At 30.0% G+C, this 18456-nt stretch carries 9 protein-coding genes; 8 read left to right on the top strand and 1 reads right to left on the bottom strand.

Annotation, left to right across the window (positions count from 1 at the left end):
• Window positions 1-23: 23 nt before the first annotated feature.
• Window positions 24-1070 (top strand): 6-phosphofructokinase, encoded by a 1047-nt coding sequence (locus VJY32_RS01795; protein WP_353676163.1) that lies wholly within the window; start codon window positions 24-26, stop codon window positions 1068-1070.
• A gap of 285 nt (window positions 1071-1355) precedes the next feature.
• Here the strand turns inward: VJY32_RS01795 and VJY32_RS01790 are convergent, their stop codons facing one another.
• Window positions 1356-2909, bottom strand: a complete 1554-nt coding sequence (locus VJY32_RS01790; RefSeq protein ID WP_353676162.1) for a sodium-dependent transporter — start codon at window positions 2907-2909, stop codon at window positions 1356-1358.
• A 485-nt stretch (window positions 2910-3394) separates the two neighbouring features.
• On the opposite strand from VJY32_RS01790, the gene VJY32_RS01785 reads away from it, so the two are divergent.
• From VJY32_RS01785 to VJY32_RS01755, 7 genes are all read left to right on the top strand, one after another.
• On the top strand, window positions 3395-5716 hold the full coding sequence (locus VJY32_RS01785) for a methyl-accepting chemotaxis protein (protein WP_353676161.1): 2322 nt from the start codon (window positions 3395-3397) through the stop codon (window positions 5714-5716).
• A gap of 635 nt (window positions 5717-6351) precedes the next feature.
• Window positions 6352-8553 carry a glycoside hydrolase family 78 protein gene (locus tag VJY32_RS01780; RefSeq protein ID WP_353676160.1) on the top strand — a complete coding sequence of 734 codons (2202 nt, stop codon included), beginning with the start codon at window positions 6352-6354 and terminating at the stop codon, window positions 8551-8553.
• A 178-nt stretch (window positions 8554-8731) separates the two neighbouring features.
• Window positions 8732-11236, top strand: coding sequence for a FlgD immunoglobulin-like domain containing protein (locus VJY32_RS01775; protein WP_353676159.1), 2505 nt, complete (start codon window positions 8732-8734; stop codon window positions 11234-11236).
• A gap of 260 nt (window positions 11237-11496) precedes the next feature.
• Window positions 11497-12147, top strand: a complete 651-nt coding sequence (locus VJY32_RS01770; protein WP_353676158.1) for a sterol desaturase family protein — start codon at window positions 11497-11499, stop codon at window positions 12145-12147.
• 132 nt (window positions 12148-12279) lie between these two features.
• Window positions 12280-13938 (top strand): glycoside hydrolase family 9 protein, encoded by a 1659-nt coding sequence (locus VJY32_RS01765; protein WP_353676157.1) that lies wholly within the window; start codon window positions 12280-12282, stop codon window positions 13936-13938.
• Between the two features lie 137 nt (window positions 13939-14075).
• Window positions 14076-15335: an RAD55 family ATPase gene (locus tag VJY32_RS01760; RefSeq protein ID WP_353676156.1), complete on the top strand. Its 1260-nt coding sequence runs from the start codon at window positions 14076-14078 to the stop codon at window positions 15333-15335.
• Entirely contained in the window at window positions 15335-18430 is a 3096-nt protein-coding gene (locus VJY32_RS01755) for a tetratricopeptide repeat protein (RefSeq protein WP_353676155.1), read from the top strand. The genes VJY32_RS01760 and VJY32_RS01755 overlap by 1 nt, the downstream gene beginning before the upstream one ends.
• Window positions 18431-18456: the final 26 nt, after the last annotated feature.

The following is an 18456-nucleotide window of genomic DNA, read 5'->3' as shown; positions in this document are numbered from 1 at the left end:
TTCATAATAATTGGAGTAAAAAAATGAAAATAGGAATACTTACTGGCGGGGGCGATTGCCCGGGACTTAATGCAGTTATTAGAGCAGTAGTTAGAAAATCAATTCAATATGGCCATGAAACAATTGGAATTCGCGAAGGATGGCGCGGCATTCTTCAAAAAAATTTTATGCCTTTAGACCTTGATGCAATCTCTGGAATTTTGCCAAGAGGCGGAACTATTTTAGGAACATCCAGAACAAATGTTTACAAAGAAAAAGATGGCGAAGCAAGAGTTATTAATAATATGAAAGAATCCGGCATCGATTGCCTTGTTGCAATAGGAGGAGAAGATACTCTTGGTGTGGCCAATAAACTTTTCAAAGCAGGAGTTAAAGTTGTTGGTGTTCCTAAAACTATTGATAATGATTTGAATGCAACAGATTATACTTTTGGATTTGATACTGCAGTAAATATTGCAACCGAAGCAATTGATAGACTTCATACAACGGCTGAATCTCACAACAGAGTAATGGTTGTTGAAGTTATGGGTCGACATGCAGGCTGGATTGCAGTGCATGCTGGCATTGCTGGTGGTGCGGATGTAATCTTAATTCCAGAAAAACCATTTGACTTGAATGAAGTGTGTGAAATAATTACAAAACGACATTCACGCGGAAAGACTTTCAGCATTGTAGTAATTGCTGAAGGAGCTAAAATTAAAACAGAAGAAAGTGTGGACAAAGACGGTTCACTAATTTTAAGTGATATGGAAGTTGATTCATTTGGTCATGTTAAACTTGGTGGTATTGGAAATGTAATTGCAAAAGAAATTGAAAAAAGAACTGGCTTTGAAACAAGAGCTACTGTTTTAGGTTACATTCAAAGAGGTGGAAGTCCAACTGCATTCGATAGAGTATTGGGAACAAGACTTGGTGTTTTTGCTGCTGAATTGGTTAACAAGGGACAATGGGGTTATATGGCTGCATTGAGAGGTAAAGATATTGTTGCTGTAAAATTAGAAGAAGCTGTAGGTGAATTAAAAACTGTTGATATGGAACTTTATAAAGTTGCAGAAACATTTTTTGGTTAATTGATAAAATTTATAACAGCAGCAATGTTATTTTAATTAGCATTGCTGCTGATTTTTTCAAACCTATTACACTATAGATAAAGTATTGTAAAAATTACAAAAGTTAGAAAGTTTATTGAATTACTAAGATTATTGGATAACACTAACAAACATTCCTCTAAAACAAAATTAAAAATTAACTTCATAAAATTAACAGCTTTATATACCGTTAAGTTTAGCATGATTGTTCAGTTGAGATTAATAGCAACAAATTTCTTCGTATAATTTTTTTGGAACTGCTCAATTCTAAATTAATTTTTTCTCCTTGTTCCATGCAGTCTTAACCATCCAGAATAAAATTCCTAAAAGAATTATCATAAAAATTCTTGCACCCCAGATATAAGGATGATTTGAAGCAGGAATACCTTTAAGCATTAATGTGGGAATGGCATCCTGTATAAACCACCAAATCATAATAATTGATAAAAGTGCAGGTGTAATAAATTTCATTATATAAAAGAAAAATCGTGGGATTTTAATATCACCGCCTTCATTCATTTCCTGCCATGCTTTTTCAGCACCAAAAACCCACATAAATAAGATTGATTCAATTAAAGCAAATACAACCAGTCCAAATGTTCCTGCCCAGTAATCTAATTCATTCAAATAACCATATTGCAAAAAGAAGACAACAAATTGAACTGATATAAAAATTCCTACACCTAAAGCAGTAACAGCTTTTTTTCTATTCATGCCAAATTCATCTTCAAGGAATGCAATAATTGGTTGTCCCATAGCAACAGATGAAGTGATACCAGCAAAGAATAAAAGTAAGAACCATAAAAATCCAAAAATTTCTCCCAAAGGAATTCTTTCAAAAACTAAAGGCATAGAAGCAAAGCCTAAATCGAAAGCGCCACCTTTTGCCATTTCCATTGTTGTAGGAATTCCAAAAAAAGCTACCGCAATAGGTATTGCAATTGAACCGCCTAAAACTACTTCTGCGAATTCATTTGTTGCAGAAGTTGCTAATCCAGACAAAACAATATCATCTTTTGGTTTCAGGTAACTTGCATAAGCTTGAATTGTTCCCATACCTAAAGATAATGTAAAGAAAATTTGTCCTGCTGCTGCAAGCCAAATTTTAGGGTCGCCTAATTTTGTGAAATCAGGATTCCATATAAATCCAAAACCATTGCTTACTGAATTTTCTGGTACTGAAGGATCAGGTGTTCCAAGAGTTATTACTCTAATTGCAATAATAATTGCAAATAAAAATAAAGCTGGCATTGCTATCTTTGCAAGTTTTTCAATCCCTTTAGAAATTCCTCTATACAAAATCCAAAGATTTAAAGCAAAAGTAATTATCATAAAAAAATATGCAGTAACAATACTGCTGAAATATTGATTTACTTCTCGTCCTTGATAAGCATAAAGGAATGATTTCATCTCAGTAAAATTTTCTAAACCAAAATAACTTTTTGTAATTGAAAAGAAGCTATAACCGAGAGTCCATGATTCTATGTATGTATAATAAATAAGAATTACAGTTGATTGAAATAATCCAAGAGCACCGATGTATTTAGCAATTTTATTTTTCCATAGAACATCAAACATACCAGGGGCACTTCCATGTTTGAATTTACCTCCATATCGACCAATACCCCATTCCATCCACATTAAAGGAATGCCTAAGAGTAGGAATGAAACAAAGTAAGGAATCATAAAAGCGCCGCCACCATTTTGAGCTGCTTGAACAGGGAAACGAAGGAAATTCCCCAGTCCTACTGCATTTCCTGCAACAGCTAAGATTAATCCGATGCGGCTGCCCCATTGTTCTCGTTGTGTTTGATTTGACATTTATACTCCTTTTATATGATGAAATGAGTAAGAAAATTTTTGCAAATATTAGATAATCATAAAAGAATATCAATAAGATTTTTTATGCTTGCAGAAAAAATAATTTTTCAAATGAAATTTTATTTGTTTGTAACTACAATTAACAAATGATAATCTTTATTGAACTTCTGAAAGTAATAAAGATATTGCTTGAAAGTTATAAGATAAAAAATGTTGTAAAATATATGATTATTTTTTACGGTCAATTAAAATAGAAATAGAGTCATATGAAATCGAGTAATACAATCAATTAAAAGAATAAAATAAAACAAGTAGTTATATGGATTGATGTTGCTATATAAATTTTGATATCAATAATTGTATTGTATGCAAATTTCAATAATGCTTATGTGTACAAAAATTTATAATCTTCTAACTTTTTATCCATATTTATTAACAAAAAAGAAAATTTTTCGATTATTAAAATAAAAAAAGAGGATTTATCTATGAGAATAAGTCTTAAATTACAATTTCTTGCTGCTGCACTTTGTATAGGAATTTGCTTAGTTATTTTGTTTATCGATATTAACTTATGGATTAGCAATATAAATAAATTACTTGAAGAGAATGAAATTAATCAACTAAAAAGCTATGTAGAAAATTTTCAAAATAAATTATTTGTTTTAATAATAATTATTTTTGTTGTTGCATTAATATTGGCAGGATTTTTTATTAAAACGCTTATACCAAAGTTAACATACTTAAAAAAACGAATGCATAGAATATCTACGTTGAATTTTGTTGAAAGTAATAATAACTATAAAATTAATGATGAACTGAGAGATATTAATTTAGATTTAGATAGAGTTGAAAAGACTTTTCATCTTTTTGTTAAAAATACAAGAATGATTGTTAATGGCTTTTATAAATTGAGGACCGAAAAGAGTATTGAAGGTATCTTAGAAAAATTAGCTGATTTAGTCCAAGAAATATTTGATGTTAAGTATGTTGCTATTTCAGTTTTTGATGAAAATTCAAGAGTAAAAAAATTTATAACAAGAGGAATAAGTGAAGAATTAAAAAAATCCATAGGCAAATATCCCGAAGGTAAAGGATTATTAGGTTATATTCATCAAACGAAAGAAACTTTGATGCTAAATGACATTTCAAAGCATCCAAAATCTTATGGCTTTCCTCCTAATCATCCACATATGAAAACTCTTTTAGCAACTCCTCTGACTTATGATAATAAAAGTTATGGCAATTTATATATATCAGAAAAAAATAATGGTGAAGTTTTTAATGAAGAAGATAAAAAATTCATTGAGATGATAGCTACAATTGCTGTTAATAGTATAATAATTTTTGAACATGTAGAATTTATAAATAACAGGAATAATTTGTTAAAAAGAGAATCCGAGAAAATAAAAGAACTGATGAAAGAATTATCTGAAAGGGATTTCATTATAGATTTTAATTTCAAGTTTGAAGATGAGAATAATCAATTCATTTTAGAGAATCTACAATTTATGGTATACTCATTGCGGGATATTCTAAGACAGGTAAGAGAAGTTACAGATAATCTTGCATCAGCTACAAGTCAAATTTCAGCAACTACAGATGAATTAACCGGAACTTTAAGAGAACAGTCGACACAAATAAATGATATTTCCATTGCTGCTGATGAAATGAATTCAGCGATTCAATCTAATGCTGCAAATTCTGTTCAAACTGCAGATAAAGTTACAAATAATGGAGTTATTATAAAGAATAGTATCAATCAGATAGGAGAGACAATAAATAGAGTAAGACAAATTGCGGATTATGTCCAAACAGCAGCTAAAAAACTTGAAGCTCTTGGTAAATCAACTGAATCAATAACAGGCATATTGCAAGTAATTGATGAAATAGCAGATCAAACTAATTTGCTTGCATTGAATGCTGCAATTGAAGCAGCTAGAGCAGGTGAGCATGGGCGAGGTTTTGCTGTGGTGGCAGACGAGGTCAGAAAATTAGCTGAGCGTTCATCAAAGTCTACCAAAGAAATAGGAGATATCATAACATCAATTCAAAAAGAAACTCGTAATGTTGTAAATACAATGAAGGAGGGAAATAAAGAAGTAATTGAAACACTTCAATTAACAGAAAATTCACAAAAATCATTAGCTCAAATATTAAAAAACATAGAAGAGGTTGTTGAATTAATAAATCAAATAGCTGCTGCAAGCGAAGAACAATCTGCAACCTCAAAACAAGTCTCAGAAAATGTAGAAAATATTTCTGAGATGATTCAAAAATCTGTTCAATCAATATCACAAATTTCAGATGCTGCTAATGATTTAACAAAATTAGCTCTTAATCTGCAAGAATTATTGAACATGTTTAAATTATCGGAATCAGACATTCAATATAAGACTAAGAAAATAACAGGTAGTGATATAAGTGTTGACGAATTTGATTTTTCTGCTGCTAAACTTGCACATAGACAGTGGAAGATGAGATTGTTAAACATTATAAGTGGTAAAGAAAGTATTGAAGCTCATGTTGCTGGTAATTACAAAGGGTGTTCTCTTGGTAAATGGTATTATAATTCTGGATTAAAAAATTTTAGAAATGATAAAGATTTTGAGGAATTAGAAAAGTGGCATATATCATTACATAAATTAGCTGAAGAAATTGTTAATGATGTGAATAATAACAAAAAAGATGAAGCTAAAAATAAATTAGCTGATATTGAAGAATATAGTTCAAAAATTATTGAATTGTTAGATAAACTAGAAAGAAAGTCTCAAAAAATGAAATTGTCTTTGGTAAATGTAGCTAACTAAAATTGTTAGGTCTAAAATTAGTCGTAATGACTTTAAATAAATTATCTGCGAAAAATATATATCTAAGTTTATTGCAATATTTATCGGAATAGTCTTATAGAAAAGATATCAATAATTATTTTCTTAGGTATGAAAATTTAGCGGATATTAATTATAAAAACATTTAAATGAGTTATAAAACTTAACTTTAATAGTATCATTAAAATTCTGCAAGCGAAAATTTTTGTTATAAAATTAACATTACAAAATTTATACATCCATGAGTTAGAGATTAATTTTCCCTTACAATATGTAACATCAATTACATATTAAATTATTCGGGTATTGTTTCCAATAAAGTCTTTTTTTGTCGCATCTATTAATAATTATGAGAATAATCTCAATTAACTTCAGGCTGAATGTCCAGTGATAATCTCTATTAGTAAAGATAATTGCTTTTTTTATTATTGATTAGAGAAATATTTAATACTTTATTATCTTTTTCTAAAAATTATTTTCTTGACATTTGTCATAGCAGAAGTTATCTTGCGTGCAGAATCAAATCAAATAACTAATTAATTGATTATTCCTATTTTTCCTCTTTAACATAAATAAGAGCCAGCCGAGTTTAATGAATAAACCCGAAAGGAGGGTGTATGAAAAATTTATTTATTGTATTTCTTTTTTTATTTAGTAGTTTAATTATTGCGCAACCAACTAACCCTGACCCAGCTGACGGAGCGGTTGGAGTTGGTGTGGTTCATAATTTTTCCTGGACATGGGGCTCAACTGCAAATCGAATTAGATTCGATATTAATGTAGGTATGAGTTCACCTACTGTCTATACAATTTCTCCTGCAGCTAATTCATTTACAAATACAGTACCTTTAACTAACTCAGTTACTTATTACTGGCAAGTTAGTGATGATGGAGGAACCACATGGTATCCAGCGACACCATGGAGTTTTACTACAATTCAACCAGCAGTTCCTTATTTAACAAATCCTCTAAACTCTGCAGTCATTGGTGATCAAACAATAATATTTGCTTGGTATTCCGGAACTACAGGGATACAATATACTTTAGAAGTTTCAACGACTTCTGATATGTTGAATCTTGTACCTGCAGCTACTACTACCACAACTAATACATCAGTTACTCTTAATACCTCAATATTTAATACCGGTACTGATTATTGGTGGAGAGTAACCTCCAAAACTTTGGGCGGAGTAATTATAAATTATTCCAATGTATGGAAATTTAGTATTGCAGGATTGCCTAAACCAGTTGCATCTTATCCTATAAATGGAATTAGCATTTATAATAATCCACCAAATTTATATTGGTATTTATTAGGTTATAATGCGAAAGTAACAAGCTATAGAGTAAAATATAGTACTACTTCAGGCTCATATACTGTCGGCTTAGGCACTACAAATGCTACAGAAGGTTATTTTGATACAGGCAATCCAAACTGGTTTACAACTATTCCATTTGCTTTAACAGCAGGACAAACATATTATTGGAAAGTAGCATCTTGTGACGGTACTAACGAATCAGCTTACTCTGATGAACAAAATTTTGTTGTATATGGCAATCAAACATTTTTGGTTTGTTACCCAAGTTATCCAATTTTAGGAGCAACCGTTGATGCTCAACCGACATTTTATTGGTATACTAATGTTTATGCTCCATTGTTATATTTTAGATTAGAGATAGATGATGACCCAAATTTTGGAAGTGTAGACTTAACAGTAAATAATATTCCATCAACTTCATATACATTAACTGCATCAGATTTAACCACACTTAATCCAACATTAGGTGGAACCTATTACTGGCGAGTAAGTGGGGGTTTTGCTTTAAATAGTTTTGGGACACCATCAACACCAGCAAGTTTTGTATACCCAACTTCAGTAAATAATACTGCAACTGTCCCTGTTCCAACTTTAACAAATCCAATTTCGGGTTCTGTAGTGTTTGTAACAAATCCAACATTAATGTGGTCATTAATACACTCTAATCCATTGCAGTTTAAAGTAATTTATTCTACAGACCCTTCAACAACTAATGGGGTTTTAGATAATCCAATCGTTCCTATAGCTTCAACACCATGGATAAATGGTACATCTTTTGTTTTAACAGGTTTAACACCAGGAGCAACATACTATTGGCAGGTCAAAGCGAGAGAACTTCCATCTTTAACAGAATCTGCTTGGTCGTCACTAGGATATTTTACTGTATCACCAGGGGCCTCGAGCGTTGTGCCTTTAGCAGGAAGTCCAATTAATGGCTATCCAATTAATTCTACTAATGTTACTGTATCCTGGATTATTCCCGCCCCAAGTGAAAGTAAATTAACATATGACTTTGAATATGCAGATAATAAACAATTTATTAATGCAACTAAGATTTCAAGTTTAACAACAAATAGTGTTACACTGGAAGGTTTGGAAAAAAATAAAGTTTATTATTGGAGAGTTGCATCGAAAACTGATAAAGGAGAAGTATCTGATTATTCTGCTCCTGCAGTATTTAGCACTGGAAGTGTTGTAAGTGTTTCAGATGTATCACTTCCTAATCAATTTGAACTGTACCAGAATTATCCAAATCCATTTAACCCTTCTACTATGATTAAATTTACATTACCGGAAAATGGGATTGTAACATTAAAGATTTATGATATCTTAGGAAATGAAATTAAAACATTAATAAATAACGAGTATTCAAAAGGAACTTACGAAGTGCAGTGGAATGGAGATGATAATTTTGGAAGAAAAGTTACATCTGGTTTATATATCTATAAGTTAAATTCCGGAAAATTTTCAGCTGCTAAGAAAATGTTATTAATTAAATAAGCATAGAGAGTGAGGTTGATATGAAAAAATTAGCAGCTTCATTAATGCTTTTATTCTTTCTGGCAGTAATTGGATTAGCTCTCTATGCTTGCCATGTAACATATTTTTCATAAAAGAATCAAAAGGGGTATCAAGTTTTGATACCCCAATAATGTAAATTTAATTATGAGGGTGGCAAATGAAAAAAATTGTATTAGTTATATATTTTATTACAAATACCTTATTGATATTTGCAGAAAGTCCAGTTAATAGTTCAACGGGGATATCAGTTACACCAAATTTTTCTTTTAATTCTGTAACTGTTCCACCAACAACCCATTTACAAGTGTCAACAACGAATGTATTTAATCCTGGAGATTTAGTTTTAGATGTTAACCTATCAAATGGGAATACAAGTTATACATTTAATGCAGTAGATTTAATAAATTCGTTATTGGGGCAGCCAAGTTTAGATTATAACACTACATATTACTGGAGAATTTATGATGTAGATGGTTCAAATGTAATCGAACCAGCAACTCCTCCAAATTATTATTCATTTACAACCATTACTATGCCTAATCCTGCATTATTAGCTCCGGCGAATAATTCATCAGGAATTTCAATAACACCAACTTTTACATGGAACTGGTCAGGTGTCGGTACTCCAACATTTACTATTGAAATTGCTACAGACTTAGCATTTACAAATATTGTATTTGGACCACAAACAGTAACTTCTCCCTTCAATCTAAGTGACATTGATGCATTGGATAATGGAACAATTTATTATTGGAGAATAACAGCTACATTAGGATTGCAACAGTCTGTAGGTGTAGCAAAATTCAGCACAATACCACAAGGGAAACCTATTTTACAGAGTCCTATAGATGCTACAATTATAAATGGTAATGTTATAAAATTTGAATGGTTGGCACCATATCAAGGATTAAAATATTCAGTTGAAGTTGATGATAATCCTAATTTTTCAAGCCCGGTTTCTGGTTTCCCAACTCCGTTAAGTACTCAAACAGATTATAATTTTCAGTTTACAATTAGTTCATTACCTGCAGGAACTTATTACTGGAGAGTAAAATCATACACAAATAATAATACACTTGTAAGTATTTCATCTGTTTGGACATTTATTATACCAGGGCCACCAACTGCAATTCCACTGTATCCAACTAATGGAACTATTATTTATACAATATATCCAACGATTTACTGGACTTTGAATAATAATTACAATAATGCACCTAATTATTGCAGAGTAAGATGGGGAACATCATCAGGTGGACCATATACAAATACAAGTATACCAACGTTAAATAATTATATTGTTTTATCTGGATTCAATTTAGCAACTACTTATTATTATGTAATTGATGTTTCTCAGGATATTAATTTTACGTCATATACAACAAGTACAGAAGAAAGTTTTGCAATTTATTATGCTTCAATTGCTAATGTTCCCGTTTATCAGACATATCCAACAACAGGTACAATCGTATATACTCTGACGCCAACACTATATTGGTTCCTTAGTATACATATACCTAATGTAACATTTGATTTGCAGGTGGATGATGATGCAGGTTTTACAGCTCCTATATTAATTAATCAAACAGGGATTTCAGGTTATGAATTTACTACAAGTCCTCTAACGGCTGGAACGACATACTGGTGGCGTGTTAGAATAAATGGTGGCGGAACCTGGTATACTCAATCATTTGATGTTGATGCTAATGCAGTAATAACATCTGGTAATTATCCAGTAATTCCGACTCCTACTTATCCAACTTCTTCAATTGTTGTTTACACTCAAAGTCCTACATTACAATGGGTAGCTAATTCTTCAAGTCAATTAGAGTATCAGGTAATATGGTCTTCAGATCCAACATTAAGCTCTGGTGTTCTTGTGAATACATCAGCACCATTAGGTGGTCAATCAGGTTGGCTTATTACTAATCAATATAATTTAACAGGCTTAACACCCGGTACAACATACTACTGGCAGGTGCGTTCTAGATTAGCTTCAAATCCGTCGAACATTTCTAATTATTCATCAGTAGCGCAGTTCACTGTTTCTCCGGGAGCCTTACCAGTTGTAGTGTTGCCTGCCAATCCAATTTATGGAACTGAATTAAATTCTTCTAATGTATGCTTATCGTGGATACTGCCTGCTCAAAGTGCTTCTCCACTAAAATTTGATTTAGAATTATCTACAAATGAAAATTTAACTAATCCGTTGATTATAAGAAATATTCATTCAACAAATTATACATTTGAAGGACTTAAACCTGGGAAATATTACTGGAGAGTTCAATCAAAAACGAATAATGGGGAGAAATCTGATTATTCATATAAAAGTGAATTTATTATTGAGGCTATTACCGAAGTCAGTGAAAATATAGATATCATAAGAGAATATTCTCTTGGACAAAATTATCCCAACCCATTTAATCCATCTACAATGATAAAATATACATTACCCCATAACTCTTTTGTTACATTGAAAATTTATGATATACTTGGAAGAGAAATTAAAACACTAATTTCAGAAAATCAAAATACAGGTGAATACTCCGTTAAATGGGATGGAACAGATAATTCAGGTAATCAAGTAACAAGTGGAATTTATATATATAAAATTGTTGCTAATAATTTTATAGCGTCTAAAAAAATGATATTAATGAAATAAAGAAAAGGAGATAAACTTGAATAAATTTATCTTTTCTTTAAGTATATTATTTTTTCTGGGTGTTATAAGCTTTGCTCTTTATGCATGTTATATAACATATTTTTCATAATATATAATTTGATATGAATATTTTTTGAAAAGGCTGTGCACTTTACGCAGCCTTTTCTTTTATTATCAAACTCATTTTTATATATGACAACAAAATTGAATTCTATGATATTTTTAATTGTTATTTAGATGAAATTATAATGGAGGGTATTATGCCAAAAAATTACATTTCAAATAAAGATGAAACTGTTCGTATGTTTGAAAATGATATTCTCGAAGCTCTTTCAAGAGTTCATTGGTCTGTGCCATTGTGGATTTATGTCCCTGTAGTTTTATATTTCTCTTATAGAACTTTTTTTATCTATTCATTATCATTTTATGAATTTGCCAAATGGTTTATCATTGGTATAGTTATTTGGACATTTACTGAATATACACTTCATCGATTTGTATTTCACTATCAACCCAAAAGTGCATGGGGTAAAAGAATACATTTTATTATACATGGTGTTCATCACGATTATCCTAAAGATTCAAAAAGACTTGTGATGCCTCCGTCTGTGAGTCTGCCACTTGCCGCATTATTTTTTATTTTATTTGTTAATCTTCTCGGAGAAAAAAATGTTAATCCATTCTTTGCAGGTTTCTTAGTTGGTTATTTATTTTATGATATGACACATTATGCAGTTCATCATTTCAATATGCATAATAAATTATGGTTGGCAATAAAAAATCATCATATGAAACATCATTACAAAGATTCAACTAAAGGTTTTGGCGTAAGCCAACCAACCTGGGATTATGTTTTTGGTACAAATTTTACAGCAAAAGAAAAAAATGATGTTGTGGAATCCAACATTTAACTAAATTTTTTAGCAAATGAAAATTATTATTTATTAATCTTCATTTTATAATTATCAGATTATAAAATTAAATTTCCGTCTATCTTTCATATAAAACATTTATTTTAGTAATGAAAAAAATTAAAGAACTTGATGAGCATAAAAATTATAATTTCTTTATTAATTATTCTGATAGATATAATTCCTACTTGTTCAAATAAACTTAATGCAGAAACTGATTTTTATATTCGATTAAATCAAATTGGATTCTTACCTGATGACATTAAAACTGCTGTTGTTATTTCAAAAACTAAACTTGATAACAAAGAAGCAATTATTAAAGAAATAAATTCTGATAAAGTAATTTACAGAACTTATCTGCAAGAATTATCAAATGGTTATGGCAATTTTAGATACACTTATAAAATTGATTTTTCTAATTTAAGAACAGAAGGCGAATTTGAAATTCTTATCAATAAAAGAAAATCTTATTCGTTCAAAATTGGGAAAGATATTTATGATGATATTACTTCTTCATTGTTAGAGTTTTTTAAAGTTCAAAGATGCGGCTATACAAATCCGTTATTACATGATGTCTGTCATATTGCCGATGCTACAAACATTATTGATGGGAAAAATCAAATTAACAAAAATATTGATGTAACAGGCGGTTGGCACGATGCAGGAGATTATATAAAATTTTTGAACACTACAGCTTTTTCTACCTATATGCTATTGTTTTCTTATGAGTTCGATTCTCAAAAATTTGGATTCGATAAAGATAAAAATGGTTTGCCTGATATTCTGGAAGAAGCTAAAGTGGGACTCGATTGGCTTTTGAGATGTAATTATGAAGATAAAAAATTTATCACTCAAGTTCAGGATTTGAAAGACCATGAATCTGAATGGAGAATGCCAGAAAATGATAAGTATACTTTTGATAGACCTGCATTTTTAGGAATAGGAAAAAATTTAATTGGTATTTATTCTGCAACCTTAGCTCTTGCATCAAGAATCTGGAAAGAAAAATTTCAGTATTATGAATTTGCTGATAAATGTTTGAATACTGCCAAGCATTTTTATTCAATCCGAAATAGTGTACCGAATATTGACAGCAGTGGCACAGGTATGTATATAGACAGTGATTTCAATGGCAAATTAGCACTCGCAGCTATTGAATTGTTTATTTCTACGAATAATAAAAACTATTACAATGATGCAATTAATTATGCTGATTCAGCAAAAAATAATTTCTGGTGGAGCTGGGGAGATATCAATCCTTTAGTTCATTATAAACTTGCAAAATATGATAATAGCTATCTTGCATTTTTAAAAAATAATCTTGATGAATTTAATAAGTTTAAAAGTAAGAATGTTTTTGGAATAGCAACACAATTAAATTGGGGAAGCAATAATACATTGCTTGGCATAACTCTGCAAAATATATTGTGGAAGAGATTAACTAAAGATTCTACTTTTGATACTTTAGGTGTATATCAGAGAGATTTTATTATGGGAAGAAATCCATGGGGAATAAGTTTTATATTTGGTTATGGTGAAAATTACACTAAAAATTTTCATCATCAAATTTCATATTTCAAGAAAAAATTGCCTGGTGGATTTGCTGCAGGACCAGTTTCTAAAAAATTATTGAATGATTTTAAAATTCAGTTTGAAGAAAAAGATTCATATTTATTATTTCAAACTGATGAAATATATTATAGAGATGATAGATACGATTACATTACAAATGAACCAACAATAACAGCCAATGCTACAGCAATATTTGTATTTGGTAATATGAAAAATTAAGATTTGTTGATTGTATTAAAATGGAGCAACAATTTCATTTTAAGAAAAATTATTTCAATGCATGTTCATTTTTATAATATAATTAATATTTTTAGTGGCATATAAATTGGCTATTAATAAGAAAATTAGGATTCATTATGCTAAGTACTGTTAAAAAAGTTCCGTCTGGATTTTCATTCGTTGATAAAAATTGGGGTGGTGTATACAGAGGAGGAAGTTATTTATTAATTGGTCCAAGAAAATCCGGCAGAACATTAATTGGTTTGCAGTTTGCACTTGAAACTGCAAGAAGTGGTGAGACATGTGTATATTTTACAATCATGCGGCCAAAAGATTTAATGATACAAGCTGCATCTATTAATTTTGATATTCAATCGTACATGAATCAAAACTTGATAATAGTAGTTAGAGTAGCTCCACCAAATGAAATTTATGATATGTATAATCCTGATGATTATCTCGTAGAATATTTTAATGATATACTTACAGTAATAAATCAATATAATCCTACAAGAATTATTTTTGATGAATTAACTCCTTTCGTTGGATTTAGAAATTTGGATTATTTAAGAAATGCATTTCTTCATACAATTGAATCAATTGAAGAAAGGGATATAACAAGTTTATTTATAATAAGTGAACCGGCTACTCAAAAAGCTCATTCTATTGTAGAAGGATTATCACAATTTGTAACTGGATTAATCCAGCTCAAAAAAGAAACAGGTAGAGAAAGATTTCATGGTGGAATAGTAACAATTACTCCTAATGTTGGCCATACAGAAGGTGAATTCAGTGCAGAATATAGAATAGTGCCAAATAAAGGTGTAACTACAGATTTTACAAAAGAAACTTATCCAACAGAAGAATACGATAATATTTATACGAAAACAAGAACCAGTAATTTTACAACGCCTACAAAAGTTGACCTCCCATCTGAACCTTATGCATTTTCTAATGTCTATAATTATCAGGATTTCTTATTGATTCTTAATAATCAAATTGCTCTTTATAAAAGTACTGGACAAACATTTAATCTTGTATCCTTTAGATTAGATCCTGTTGTTCAGGTAAGAGGATTACTGTCTATTAATCAATTACAAAATGCTATTAGATTATCAACAAGTAAGAGAGATAAAATTTGTGTTATAGAAAATAAAGTCCTTGTGTTATTAGTAAGAGGAAGCTTAAAAAGCGTAGTTGATTTAATTACAAATGTTCAAAATAACTTGCCAAGCAGCGATCCGACTTATTTAAATGCTGTTCTTGATTATATCACAATATTTAATACAACAATTGATGAAAGATTTGAAAATGCAGAATCGATGATGGAATATGTTTTATCAGCTGAGACTTCTTCAACACATGCTTACCAGCCGCTAAATAAATTTATAGGGTAATGATTTACCGTGTTAAAATATTTTTTACAGTTCTATTCTTTTTCTCATCAATTTTATATCCTCAAATAAAATTTGATGGTATTAAGCGTCAAGCTTTATTTTTAATGAACGAAGGAAGATATGGAGAAGCAATTGACCAATTGAATAAATTCATTTCTGCAAATCCACAACTTGCCGAAGGTTATCATCTGCGAGGTCTTTGTTATGAAAAAACAATTCAGTATCAATATGCTGTTCTTGATTTAAGAAGAGCAGAAAGACTTGACCCCAAAAATGAACAAATAAAAAAAGATCTAAATCGAGTTATAGTAATATGGCATCAACAACTTTATCAAAAAATTGAAGGACACAAAAGAGACATTGCAATAGACCCGAAGAATCCATTCAACTATCTTGAAATTGGTAAAGCATATAGATGGCTTGAGGAATGGGATAATGCTGAACAATGGTACGATGAATATTTGAAAAGAGATGATAATGCCTCGCCTGATGAAATAATCAGATATACAGAAATTCTTGCAAAAACCGGCTCAATTTCAAAAGGTGAAAAAATCTTAAAAAAATATGTAGAGCGGTATCCAGACGACTGGAGATTATGGAGCCGATATGGTTACTTTACACTTTGGTTAGGGAAGTATAAAATTGCAGAAAATGCTTTTCAAAAAGCACTCGAAATAAAACCATATTTTAAAGAAGCTCAGGATGGATTGGACATAACACGTAATCAGGCATATTTGCTTCAATATCAACCGAGGTCATTTGAATATGTTTATCCAATAGATAGATATTACAGAGAATTAAAACAAAATCCAAACAATGATAAAATTAGATTTGCTTTAATAAAAGAATTGATTGCTGCCAATCGTTATGAAGAAGCTTTCCAGCAACTCCAATATCTTCAAAATAAATATTCTGATGATGAAGAATTTAAATCACTCTATCAAAAAGTAACTTCATATCGCGACAGTACATTTAACTCGAATGTTGAACTTTATACAGGAATGCTAAAAGAAAATCCTGAGAACAAAGAAATTGTTGTTAAACTTGCAGAAACTTATGCAAATCTTCTTTATTATGATAATGCAATCGAAATATTAACTGAATATCTTAAAGACAAACCTGAAAATGAAGATCTTGATGTTCGTTTCTTATATGCAAAATATTGTGCATGGAACTATGAATGGGAAAAAGCTATCGCTCAAATAAATAAACTTTTAGAACTTGACCCAGAAAATTTGGATTATCAATTATTAAGAGCTCAAATTGCTGTGTGGACAGTTCTTGATTTGGACCTTGCAGAAAAATATTTACTGAATGTAATTAAGTATAGACCAGAAGAATTGCCTGCTTATCTATCACTTGTTTCTTTGTATTCGTGGAAAAAGAATTTTCCTGAAGCAAAAAAGTATCTTGATATTGCAAAAAAAATAGACCCAAGTAATCCAGAAGTAGTTAGTTCAGAAAGTAATTATGAACTTCATTTATCTGCTTATGAGGAAATTAAAGTATTTGAAATTCGTGCAGAAGCTGAAAAGCTTTTTATGGAAGGAAATTGTAATGATGCAAGAATTAAATATGAAGAATATTTTTCAAAAAGAACCGGCCCATCCAGAGATGAATTAATTGAGTATGCAAATATTCTAACATGTGCAGAAGATTATTCGAAAACAATTGAGATTTATGATAAATTGCTTTCAGATGAATTTGATTTTAAAATTGCTCTTCAACGTGTAAATGTTATTTATCTTAATAAAGATAGTTTGAAAGCAGTAGAAGAATTAGAGAAATTAAGCAGAAATGATTCCATAGATATTGAATCAAAAATGGATTTAGCAAATACTTTTAGTATAATTGGTCTTCCAGCCAAAGCAGATTCAATTTATCAATCACTAAAAGATAGTTTGAAAACGCCTGAAGAATTAAATCTTCTTCATGAAAAACTTATAACATTAGGCAGTTCTTATATAAGGACAAAACAATTGGACAGAGCAGAAAAGATATTCGATGAATTATTGGAAAAAACAGATGATATAGAGATGATAAAAAAAATAAATCAGCAAAGATTATATCTTGCGGATGCATTTGCTATGCAAAATAGATGGGGAAAAGCTGAAGATATTTATGATGATTTACTTGATGTTGCAAAAGATTCTTCAGACATTAAAATTATTAAACAACGTTTGAGCTGGATTCCTCCATATGGTTTTAAGAAAGGAGTTTATGTAATTAAAAATATTTTTCTTCCAACAAATGTAGGTATTTCACCATTTTTTAATTTTTATGGAGATAATCAAAGCTTTAGATTATGGGGCCATGGTTTGAATTTAGATGGCGGCTTTGTTGGATTTATAAGTCTTGGTGGTTCTTATAATAATGTAAGAATTAACAATAAAATTGAAACAAGAGATTTTACTGAATTGAAAGGAATTTTATCATTGTTTATAATAAAAAATTTAACTGCATCTATAAGCTATGGAATTTTAAACATACTTGGAGAGCAAAACAAAAAAATTGGGAATGCCATAATTAAATATGAAAAACAGGATGAATTATTAGTGAGCGGATATTATGAAAATAATGATGCAAGATTAATTTTGTATTCACCTTATTTGATGGATATTAGATTGAAAGCTGAACTGTACAGAATAAATGGTTATTATCTGCATAATAATCAACTGCAATTTATAATTAATTACAATTATTACAATATATCAGATAAAAACGAAGGGAATGATTTTCTTTTCAGAATAGGAAGAAGATTTTTTGAAAATAGTATTATTGGTTATGAGTATTATTTTGCTGATTTCGCTTATGTCTCTTCTAATTATTATTCACCTCAGAATTTTATTTCACATAGTCTCTGGGGTGAATATAAATGGACTCATAAAAATGGATTGAAATTATATTTATTTGGAAAAATTGGGTATGTTCCAGCAATCGACTTTTTTGTCAGTGAATATTTTATTAATGCAAGTTATAGTCCCATTAAATCTTTGAATGTAAATGGAAGAGTAGGATTTTCTAATAGTTATCGTTTTGATTCTGTATATCAATCATTTTCAACATCTTTTTCATTATACTGGAATATTTTTTAATTTATTTCCCAAAATTTCTTATTGAC

The sequence above is a fragment of the Rosettibacter primus genome, from assembly GCF_036860675.1.
GTDB classification, from domain to species: Bacteria; Bacteroidota; Ignavibacteria; order Ignavibacteriales; family Melioribacteraceae; genus Rosettibacter; species Rosettibacter primus.
This window is presented reverse-complemented; position numbering and strand designations above follow the sequence as displayed.

Bases quoted from the DNA above. Each gene is read 5' to 3' on its own strand.
- VJY32_RS01795 (WP_353676163.1), top strand. From the start codon at position 24: ATGAAAATAGGAATACTTACTGGCGGGGGCGATTGCCCGGGACTTAAT.
- VJY32_RS01790 (WP_353676162.1), bottom strand. From the start codon at position 2,909: ATGTCAAATCAAACACAACGAGAACAATGGGGCAGCCGCATCGGATTA.
- VJY32_RS01785 (WP_353676161.1), top strand. From the start codon at position 3,395: ATGAGAATAAGTCTTAAATTACAATTTCTTGCTGCTGCACTTTGTATA.
- VJY32_RS01780 (WP_353676160.1), top strand. From the start codon at position 6,352: ATGAAAAATTTATTTATTGTATTTCTTTTTTTATTTAGTAGTTTAATT.
- VJY32_RS01775 (WP_353676159.1), top strand. From the start codon at position 8,732: ATGAAAAAAATTGTATTAGTTATATATTTTATTACAAATACCTTATTG.
- VJY32_RS01770 (WP_353676158.1), top strand. From the start codon at position 11,497: ATGCCAAAAAATTACATTTCAAATAAAGATGAAACTGTTCGTATGTTT.
- VJY32_RS01765 (WP_353676157.1), top strand. From the start codon at position 12,280: ATGAGCATAAAAATTATAATTTCTTTATTAATTATTCTGATAGATATA.
- VJY32_RS01760 (WP_353676156.1), top strand. From the start codon at position 14,076: ATGCTAAGTACTGTTAAAAAAGTTCCGTCTGGATTTTCATTCGTTGAT.
- VJY32_RS01755 (WP_353676155.1), top strand. From the start codon at position 15,335: ATGATTTACCGTGTTAAAATATTTTTTACAGTTCTATTCTTTTTCTCA.